This window comes from Micromonospora sp. LOL_024 (assembly GCF_048060415.1).
GTDB lineage: Bacteria > Actinomycetota > Actinomycetes > Mycobacteriales > Micromonosporaceae > Micromonospora.
Genome location: NZ_JBHMIS010000042.1, coordinates 24,764 through 33,784, shown reverse-complemented (window position 1 = coordinate 33,784; position 9,021 = coordinate 24,764). Strand labels below are relative to the sequence as shown.

The 9,021-nt window shown below is 74.0% G+C and carries 7 protein-coding genes; 3 read left to right on the top strand and 4 right to left on the bottom strand.

Annotated features, from left to right (window positions below; genetic code table 11):
• Positions 1 to 344 precede the first annotated feature (344 nt).
• Positions 345 to 1,361 carry an NAD-dependent epimerase/dehydratase family protein gene (locus ACFHWY_RS25470; protein WP_416582786.1) on the top strand — a complete coding sequence of 339 codons (1,017 nt, stop codon included), beginning with the start codon at positions 345 to 347 and terminating at the stop codon, positions 1,359 to 1,361.
• A gap of 40 nt (positions 1,362 to 1,401) precedes the next feature.
• On the opposite strand, the gene ACFHWY_RS25465 is transcribed toward ACFHWY_RS25470, so the two are convergent.
• Positions 1,402 to 2,376: an Acg family FMN-binding oxidoreductase gene (locus tag ACFHWY_RS25465; RefSeq protein WP_416582785.1), complete on the bottom strand. Its 975-nt coding sequence runs from the start codon at positions 2,374 to 2,376 to the stop codon at positions 1,402 to 1,404.
• Between the two features lie 160 nt (positions 2,377 to 2,536).
• Between ACFHWY_RS25465 and ACFHWY_RS25460 the strand changes: the two genes are divergently transcribed.
• A complete protein-coding gene (locus ACFHWY_RS25460) occupies positions 2,537 to 3,175 on the top strand; it encodes a response regulator (RefSeq protein WP_416582784.1) in 639 nt (212 codons plus the stop codon).
• 26 nt (positions 3,176 to 3,201) lie between these two features.
• Here the strand turns inward: ACFHWY_RS25460 and ACFHWY_RS25455 are convergent, their stop codons facing one another.
• Both ACFHWY_RS25455 and ACFHWY_RS25450 read right to left on the bottom strand, forming a co-directional pair.
• The gene (locus ACFHWY_RS25455; RefSeq protein ID WP_416582790.1) at positions 3,202 to 4,875 is read right to left on the bottom strand and encodes a GAF domain-containing protein; all 1,674 of its coding nucleotides are present in this window, start codon (positions 4,873 to 4,875) and stop codon (positions 3,202 to 3,204) included.
• A gap of 106 nt (positions 4,876 to 4,981) precedes the next feature.
• A complete protein-coding gene (locus ACFHWY_RS25450) occupies positions 4,982 to 5,986 on the bottom strand; it encodes an Acg family FMN-binding oxidoreductase (protein ID WP_416582783.1) in 1,005 nt (334 codons plus the stop codon).
• Between the two features lie 185 nt (positions 5,987 to 6,171).
• Here ACFHWY_RS25450 and ACFHWY_RS25445 point away from each other — a divergent pair, with 185 nt between their 5' ends.
• Positions 6,172 to 8,091, top strand: a complete 1,920-nt coding sequence (locus ACFHWY_RS25445; protein WP_416582782.1) for a heavy metal translocating P-type ATPase — start codon at positions 6,172 to 6,174, stop codon at positions 8,089 to 8,091.
• Between the two features lie 50 nt (positions 8,092 to 8,141).
• Here ACFHWY_RS25445 and ACFHWY_RS25440 read toward each other — a convergent pair whose 3' ends face one another.
• Complete coding sequence (locus ACFHWY_RS25440) at positions 8,142 to 9,017, bottom strand: universal stress protein (protein WP_416582781.1); 876 nt, start codon at positions 9,015 to 9,017, stop codon at positions 8,142 to 8,144.
• Between the last annotated feature and the right edge of the window lie 4 nt (positions 9,018 to 9,021).

Below are 9,021 nucleotides of genomic sequence, written 5' to 3'. Positions count from 1 at the left end.
GGCGAGAAGGTGGAGAGTCCTCGGTTGGAGTTGGCGACCGAACTCGTCGTCCGCGACAGCGTGGCTCCGGTCGCCCGGCGTTGAACTACCGATATCTTTCCCGGAAGTTGTTGACGCCCTCACGGCGTACCGCCGACGATGGGATCCGCCAGCTCCCTCGATGAAGGAGCTGGCTGGTGGTGCCCGCCGTGCCCGCGGCGCCGTCCGGCCGTGTGCGGCGGACTCGTTCTGCGTCCGCCGGACACGGTCCCCGTCCGCCAGGCACGGCCGGATCTGCCCGCAGCAGATCTGCTGCCAGCGAACGGGGATCCCCCACCGGGCCGACCCTCGGCAGGATGAGGCAGATGAGACTCCTCATGCTGGGCGGAACCGGATTCGTGGGCGGGGCGACGGTCGCCGAGGCGGTCCACCGAGGCTGGTCGGTGACGGTGTTCAACCGGGGACGGCACGGGGCGCCTCCGGCAGGGGTACGCCCGCTGGTGGGTGACCGGACGACCCCCGGTGGGCTGACTGCGCTGGCCGACGGAGAGTGGGACCTCGTCGTCGACACCTGGGACGGCGCGCCCCGGGCCGCCCGGACGGCGGCGCAGGCACTGTCCGACCGGGTGGGGCACTACGTCTACGTCTCCAGCGGTTCGGTCTACGCACCCCCGGTGCCGGCCGGCGTGACCGAGCAGGCCCCGCTTGTGGACGCCGACCCGGACGCCCTCGACGGCGACTACCCGACCCTCAAGGCGGGAGCCGAGAAGGCCCTGCGGGCGGTCCTCGGTGACCGGGTACTGCTCGCCCGGGCCGGGCTGATCCTCGGCCCCGGCGAGGACATCGGCAGGTTGCCGTGGTGGTTGCACCGGGTCGCCCGGGGCGGTGACGTGCTCGCACCCGGCCCCGCCGACCTGCCGGTGCAGTACGTCGACGTCCGGGACCTGGCCGTCTTCCTGCTGGACGCCGCCACCGGGGGCCTAGGCGGACCGGTCAACGTGGTGAGCCGACCCGGGCACACCACCATGGGCGAGTTGTTGACCGCCGGCGTGACGGCCACCAGCGCCGTCGCCCGGCTGCGTTGGGTCGACCCGGAGCGCCTGCTCGCCGCAGGCGTGAAGCCCTGGAACGATCTGCCCGTGTGGATCCCGGCCGGGCACGAGTACCGGTGGATGCAGCAGGTCGACGTCGGCCGCGCGTACGCCGCCGGGTTGAGCTGCCGGCCGGTGGCTGACACTGTCGCCGACACCTGGGCCTGGCTGCGTCAGGTGGGCGCCGTGCCGGGCCGCGCCGGCCGTCCGGCCCGGGAACCGGCCGGCCTCGACCCGGCGCGGGAGACCGAGCTGCTCGCCGCGCTCGGCGAACCGGCCACGCCCGGCTGACGTGGAACTCGGGCAGGCCGGTGCGCTGCCGTTCGGCGGGTCACGCCAGGTGCACGGGCAGGTCCAGCACCTCGTCGAGCGGGCGGCGGGGGGCGGGCCCGCCGGGCTGGCCGTACCCGATCCGCATCACCATCTGCGGAGTACCGAACCGCCCCAGTGACATCCGAAGTCGCTCCCGGGCCGACGGCACCTCGATCGGCTGGGACAGCATCGACACGGACAGCCCGGCGTCGGTGGCGGTCAGCAGCATTCGCTGCAACGCCTGACCGGCAACGACCTGGTCGACGGCGGTGTTGCCGGCCGAACCGAGTACCCCGACCAGCGGCTCCGGCTCGAAATCGCGGCCGGGTGCCCGCCGCACGCCACCGAAACCGCGTGACGGCAGCAGGTCCTGCGGCTCAGCCAGTGGACCACCGGCGGCGGCGGGAATTCCATCGGACGCGTGTTCGGCGCGTACCCACGCCTCCCGCTCCGCCCGGTAGGCCGGGTCACGTTCCAGAACCCGGTGCGCGCCGTGCGCGATCTCGGCGAAGGCGTTGACCGCGCTCACCCCGATCAGCAGCTTCAGCCAGCAGTGTTCCGTGCGGGCCGCCGCACCGAACCGCCAGCGGGCGTCGGCGGGCACCGGGTCCGGCCAGAACGGGGCGCGGTTGCTGAATCGACGGGGGATGGCCGCGTGGAGGTTCTGCTCGGCGGGGGTGGGCCGCCGTGGCAGGTCCGGCAGCAGCCGGGCCAGCACGTCGGGCTTCGCCGGGTCGGGGCGTAGCCGCACCGTCGCCGGCGCACCCGCCGTCGCCAGGGCCAGGCGCAGGTTGAACAGCGCCGCGCCGCAGGCGACGCGGGCACCCCAGCCGCTCGGGTCGGTGGCGGGCAGCTGCCGGGTCGGGTCCACGAGCACCTCGATTCCACCATCGCGCAGCCGGAACCGCCACGGCTGGACGTTGTGCAGGGACGGTGCCCGGATCGCGTCGGTGGCGGCGGACCGCAGCTGCTCGACGGTGTAGCCGGTTTGCATGGTCGTGCCCCCTCGCGCTCACCTGGTACCCCCACGGTGCCCCGGCGGCACCTACCCGGGCAGGGCCACACGTCCCGAACTCACGGGGCACCCCGCCCTCGGGATGGGTTGGGACCTTTGGCCCGGGTCAGGGGTGGATGGGAGCGGGTACAAACAGAGGATGATCCGGGTGTTTCTGCTTGACGACCACGAGGTCGTCCGTCGTGGCCTCGCCGACCTGCTGCACGCCAGTGGCGACATCGAGGTGGTCGGTGAGTCCGGCTCCGCGCCGGAGGCGGCGCGCCGGATTCCGGCACTGCGGCCCGACGTGGCGATCCTCGACGCCAGGCTGCCCGACGGCAACGGCATCGACGTCTGCCGGGACATCCGGGCCGTGGATTCCTCGATCAAGGGCCTGATCCTCACCTCGTACGAGGACGACGAGGCGCTGTTCGCGGCGATCATGGCTGGTGCCTCCGGGTACGTGCTCAAGCAGATCCGGGGTACCGACCTGGTCGACGCGGTGCGCCGGGTGGCGGCCGGTCAGTCGCTGCTCGACCCGGCGGTCACCACGCGGGTGCTGGAACGCATCCGCAGCGGTGTGGAGCAGCCCCGCGAGTTGCAGGCGCTCACCGAGCAGGAGCGGCGGATCCTGGAGTACGTCGCCGAAGGACTGACCAACCGGGAGATTGCGGGCAAGATGTTCCTGGCCGAGAAGACGGTCAAGAACTACGTCTCCAGCGTGCTGGCCAAGCTCGGCCTGGAACGGCGTACCCAGGCAGCTGTGCTGGCCACCCGGCTGCTCGGCAGGAACCGCTGACCCGTCGCGGGCAGCGTCCGGCACGGTCAGTCGCGCAGCGGGGCGGACCAGTGCAGTTCGGTGCCGTGCGGCTCGGCCGGGCGTACCCCGAAGGTGCCGCCGTGACGCTCGGCGCGTTCGCGCAGGTTCACCAGCCCGCCCCGGGCGGCGGCCGGGTCGCACCCCACCCCGTCGTCGGTGACAGTGACGGTGACGTGGGTGGCGTCGGCGCGAACCGCCACCGACACCCGGGCGGCTCCGGCGTGTCGTACCGCGTTGGACAGCGCCTCGCGGAGCACGGCGGTGAGGTCGGGGCGAACCTCGTCCGGCACGGCGCTGTCGATCGGACCGGTCAACTCCAGCCTCGGCCGGAACCCCAGCGATTCCGCGGCCGCCTCCACCGCCTCCCCGATCTCGGTACGCAGCGCCGCGCTCATCGGGGTCCGCAGCTCGAAGATGGTGCGGCGGATGTCCTTGATGGTGGTGTCCAGGTCGTCGACGGCGGCGTTGATCCGCTTTGCCATCTCCGGCCGCGCGGTCAGCGGCACCGAACTCTGCAGTTGCAGGCCGGTGGCGAACAGCCGCTGGATCACCACGTCGTGCAGGTCCCGGGCGATCCGCTCGCGATCCTCCAGGACCACCAACTGCTCCCGCTGCTCCTGACCTCGGGCGCGTTCCATGGCCAACGCGGCCTGCCCGGCGAAGCTGCCGAGCAGCGTCACGTCGTCGTCGGTGACACCGCTGTGATCGGCGCTGTGTGCGATAACCAGCACGCCGTGCAGGGTGTCCGCGGTGGCGAGCGGCGAGATCACCGCCGGCCCGGTGTGCAGCATCGCCGGCCAGGGCGCGGCGTGGGCCAGGTCGTCCACCGAGTCGTGCCGGCGCTGGGCCACATGACCGGCGAAACTGGTGTCCGCCGCCGGTAGCACCGTACCGACCAGCGCACGGGCCTGGGGGCCGGCACCGTCGACGACCTCCACAGTGAAGTGCTCCGCGTCGTCGTCGTAGAGCAGCACCAGAGCCAACTCGGCCTCGGCGACCTCGCGGGCACGGCGCGCCACCAGGGTCAGCGCGTCGGTACGGCGCACCTCGCCGAGCAGCAGCGAGGTGATCTCGGCGGTGGCGGCGAGCCAGCGTTCCCGCCGGTGGGCCAGCGCGTACAGCCGGGCGTTCTCGATCGCCACGCCGGCCGCCGCCGCGAGCGCCACGACGATCTCCTCGTCGTCCTCGGTGAACTGGCCGCCACCCTGCTTCTCGGCGAGGTAGAGGTTGCCGAATACCCGGTCGCGGATGCGTACCGGCACGCCGAGGAAGGTGTGCATCGGCGGATGGTGCGGCGGGAAACCGTAGGACCGAGGGTGCCGGGTGATGTCCGGCATCTGCAGCGGCTCGGGTTCGTCGATCAGCAGACCGAGCACGCCCCGGCCGTGCGGCAGGTCCCCGATCTGCGCGTGCAGTTCGGCGGAGATGCCGTGGGTGATGAAGTCGTGCAGCAGCCGGTCCGGGCCGATCACCCCGAGGGCGCCGTAGCGGGCACCGGCCAGTTCGCAGGCCGACTGCACGATCCGTTGCAGGGTGCTGCGCAGATCCAGGTCGGTGCCGATACCGACGACCGCGTCGAGCAGCGCCCGCAGCCGCTCCCGGCTGGTCACCACCTCACCGACGCGGTCCAGCATCTCCTGGAGCAGTTCGTCGAGGCGGACGCGGGACAGCGGACTCAGCCCGAGCGACGGTGGCTCGTGCCGGGGGTGGGGTGCGCCGACGCTCACCCGGCGATGCTAGCGGGCGGGCCGTCCGGAAAGTACGCCGAGCGACGCGCGGTCGCGATCAGGCGTCGCCGTCCACCGTCGAAATGTCCACCACCTGCTCGCGAGCCAGTCGAGGGGTGTGCGCCGGTCCGGCATGGTCCGGGTCGGAGACGCCGATGCGCAGGGCGAGGAACGGGTGCCCCATCCCGGACAGCACCTGGCGCAGGATCTGCCGGGTGCCGGGCACCTCGACCACTCCGCTGAGCGGCACCATGGACAGGCCCAGCCGGGTGGCCGCCAGCCAGGCGGCCGACAGCGCCTCGCCGGCCCGCAGCCAACTGGTCGCGGTGTCCTCGTCGCCGTACAGCACCCCGTACGATGCCGCCTGATCATGTCCGGGGCCGACCGGCAGGGTGCCGGGGTGACGGAAGTCCCGGCCCGGCACGGTGGTCTGCGGCGGCTGCTCGGGCAGTACCTGCGGGCTGAGCCCGACGCCACCGGTTCGGCTGGTCCAGTAGTCCAGCTCTGCCCGCAACTGTGAATCGTCCGCCTCGACGGTGGCGGCGTGCGAGGCGGCGGCAGCCAGTTGCAGCACCTGGTCGCGGTCGAGGATCTCCAGCCGGGCGCCCTCCCGGGTGGTGGCCTCCGTTATTGCGGTCAGGTGCTCGTCCCCGACCGGCTCGTCGCTGACCGGCCGCCGGTCGGTGTGCCGCACCTGCATGCACTGCACCATCCGCATCGAGTCCGGGTCGACCCCGGTGAAGCGGAGTTCGGTCAGCCGGGCGAGCAGCTCTGGCCGGGCCCGGTCCGGCAGCCGCTGCGCGGTCGCCGCCCACCCCTCGGCCGCCAGCGCCAGCCGGACGTGGTGCAGCGCCGCCCCACAGCTCAGCGTGATCAGCTCGCCCTGCGGGTCGGTCGCCGCCAGCTGGGGGTCGCGGACCACCCGCAGTTCCAGCGCGTCGGGCAGCACCCGCCAGCGCCACGGCTGGCTGTTGTGCACCGACGGCGCATGACCGGCCATCGCGGCGGCCTCCGCGAGGGCGGTGGTCAGCGGGCGGTGGGTAGCCGGCGTCTGGTGGCTCATCCTCACGACCTTTCCGTCTCTGCCCATCGTGCCGCACCTCGGTACGGCGTGGGCCGGGTCTGGTTCATCGTGCGCCACCGGTATGCCGCCCGCACGTCCCGGATGCCCCGCCTCGGCGGGCACTTCGGCCCGCATTCTGACCGAAGCGCCCGACACCACGCCCCGACGGTTGGGACGATTCGCGGGTGACAGAGCCGTCGGCCGAGGGTGGACCGGATCGCGACGCGCCAGAGTGCCTGCCCGGGCGGCCCGCGACCGACCGGCCGGGCCGACGCCGCCGGTGGTTGCTGTTCACCCCGCTGACCGGTCTCACCGCGCTGGTGCTGGCCGGTGCGGTGGCACGGCTGGCCGGGCAGCCCGGTGCCGGCGACGCGCTATGGGCGCTGGCGACCGTGGTCGCGCTGCTGCCGGCCGCCGCCTCGGTGCTGCGTGACCTGTGGCGTCGGCGATTCGGGGTGGACGTGATCGCGGTGCTGGCGCTGGCTGGCGCGCTCGGCGTAGCCGAGTACCTGGCCGGTGCGGTGATCGCGGTGATGCTGGCCACCGGCCGGACCCTGGAGGCGTACGCGCAGCGCCGGGCGACCCGTGACCTGCGTGCCCTGCTCGCCCGAGCCCCCCGTACCGCACGGCGACGGACCGCCGACGGTGGCGTGGAGGTGGTGCCGGTGGACCGGGTGGCGGTGGCCGACCGGCTGCTGATCGGCCCCGGTGACGTGGTGGCCGTCGACGGGGTGGCCGAGTCGCCGGCCAGCCTGAACGAGTCGGTGGTCACCGGCGAGTCCCGGCTCGTCGAGCGGGCGGCGGGGGAGAGGGTGGCCAGTGGTGTGGTAAACGCGGGCGCCGGGTTCGGGTTGCGAGCTACCGAGAGCGCCGCACGCAGCACGTACGCCGGTATCGTCCGGCTGGCCGAGGAGGCGACCGCCCGTAAGGCCCCGACGGTGCGGTTGGCCGACCGGTTCGCCGCCGCCTTCGTGCCGTTCACCCTCGCCCTGTCGGGCCTTGGCTGGGCGTGGTCCGGTGAGTTCGTCCGGGCGGTGGCGGTGCTGGTGGTGGCCACCCCGTGCCCGCTGCTGCTGGCCACCCCCATCGCCATCGTCTCCGGGTTGTCGCGGGTGGCCCGGCGCGGGGTGCTGGTCCGCGACGGCGCGTCGCTGGAGACGCTGGGGCGGGCCCGCACCCTGCTGGTGGACAAGACCGGCACGCTCACCGCCGGCCGTCCCCGGGTCGCCGAGATCGTCGTGGCGCCAGGCGGCGAACCCGACGAGGTGCTGCGCCTGGCCGCCTCGGTGGAGCAGTTGTCTCCGCACGTGCTGGCGGCGGCCCTGGTGCGCCACGCCGGTGACCAGGGAGTGCGGCTGGACACACCGACGGAGGTGACCGAGGCGCCGGGCCGGGGCGTCAGCGGGCGGGTGGCCGGGCGGCGGATCCAGGTCGGGCAGCTCGGTGGGGAACCGCCGCAGTGGGCCGGACCGGCCCGGTCCCGGGCGCAGGAGGCGGGACACTCGGTGGTCTGGGTGGCGGACGACGCGGGGCCGCTCGGCGCGGTCCTGCTGGAGGATCCGGTACGCCCGGACGCCCGCCGCACGGTGGACCGGCTACGCGCGGCCGGGCTGGCCCGGATCGTGATGGTCACCGGGGACCGGCCGGAGGTGGCCCGGCGCGTCGGCGAGGCGGTCGGCGTGGACGAGGTGCTGGCCCGGTGCACGCCGCGGGAGAAGGTGAGCCGGGTCCGCGCGGAGGCGGGGCGGGCGGTCACGGTGATGGTCGGCGACGGGGTGAACGACGCGCCGGCGCTGGCCGAGGCACAGGTGGGCGTGGCGATGGGCGCCACTGGGGCGACCGCCTCGGCCGACGTCGCCGACGCCGTGCTGACCGTCGACCGGCTGGATCCGCTCGCCGACGCGGTCGAGGTGGCCCGGTACGCCCGCCGGATCGCCGTGCAGAGCGCCACGGTGGGCATGGGCCTGGCGGTGCTCGCGATGGGATTCGCGGCGGCCGGCCGGCTACCCCCGGTGGCCGGGGCGTTCCTTCAGGAGGGGATCGACGTGCTGGTGATCCTCAACGCGCTGCGCGCACTCGGTGGCGGTCCACGCCGGCCGGACTGATCCCGATCCGCGCCGGCCGGCCCGGATCAGGGCCGGCCGACGCGCCCGGCTCAGTGTTCCCGGACCACCGCCACCGGGCAGTGCGCGTGCTGGACGAGCTGCTGGCTGACCGAGCCGAGCAGCATCCCACGCAGCCCGCCGTGCCCCCGGGTGCCGACGACGATCAGCTGGGCGTCGCGGCTGGCGTCGAGGAGCAGGCCGGCCGGGGCGGCGGCGGACGTCTCGACGCTGACCTCGACGTCCGGGAAGGTCGCCTGCCAGCGGCGCAGCGCCTCCTCCAGATCGGCGCGCTGGTCGGCCAGCGCCGCGTCGCGGGCCTGCTCGCCGGTGAGGTTCCACTGCTCACGCCGGGGCTGCCAGGCGCGCACCACGTGCAGCGGCACCCGGCGTATCGACGCCTGCTCGATCGCGAAACCGAGGGCCAGCAGGGAAGGTTCCGAACCGTCCACACCGACGGCGACGTGTCCGGTGCGGGCACCCGCGGCCGAGTCGCTGCGCACCACCACCACCGGGCAGTGCGCGTGGGCGGTGACGGTGACGGTGGTCGAGCCGGCGAGCAGGCCGGCGAAGCCGCCGTGCCCACGGCTGCCCAGCACCAGTAGTCCGGCCCGCGCCGAGATCTCCTCCAGGACCAGGGCTGGCGGCCCGTCAAGTGCCTGCCCGCGTACGGTCAGCTCGGGGTGTTCGGCGGCGGCGTCGGCCGCCGCCTTGCCGACCAGCTCCTCGACCTGGCGCCGGGCCTGCTCGTCGGGCCACATTCCCGGCGTCACGCCCGGCCCGACCCAACCGGCCACGGTGAGCCATTCGAAGACGTACGCCAGCCGGACCGGGCGGTCGTCCTGCCCGGCCTGCCGCAGCGCCCACTGCAGCGCCGCCGTCGCGTCCGGTGAGCCGTCGTAGCCCACCACGATTTCCGCGTCGCTCATGCGG

Bases quoted from the DNA above. Each gene is read 5' to 3' on its own strand.
- ACFHWY_RS25440 (WP_416582781.1), bottom strand. From the start codon at position 9,017: ATGAGCGACGCGGAAATCGTGGTGGGCTACGACGGCTCACCGGACGCG.
- ACFHWY_RS25450 (WP_416582783.1), bottom strand. From the start codon at position 5,986: ATGAGCCACCAGACGCCGGCTACCCACCGCCCGCTGACCACCGCCCTC.
- ACFHWY_RS25465 (WP_416582785.1), bottom strand. From the start codon at position 2,376: ATGCAAACCGGCTACACCGTCGAGCAGCTGCGGTCCGCCGCCACCGAC.
- ACFHWY_RS25470 (WP_416582786.1), top strand. From the start codon at position 345: ATGAGACTCCTCATGCTGGGCGGAACCGGATTCGTGGGCGGGGCGACG.
- ACFHWY_RS25460 (WP_416582784.1), top strand. From the start codon at position 2,537: ATGATCCGGGTGTTTCTGCTTGACGACCACGAGGTCGTCCGTCGTGGC.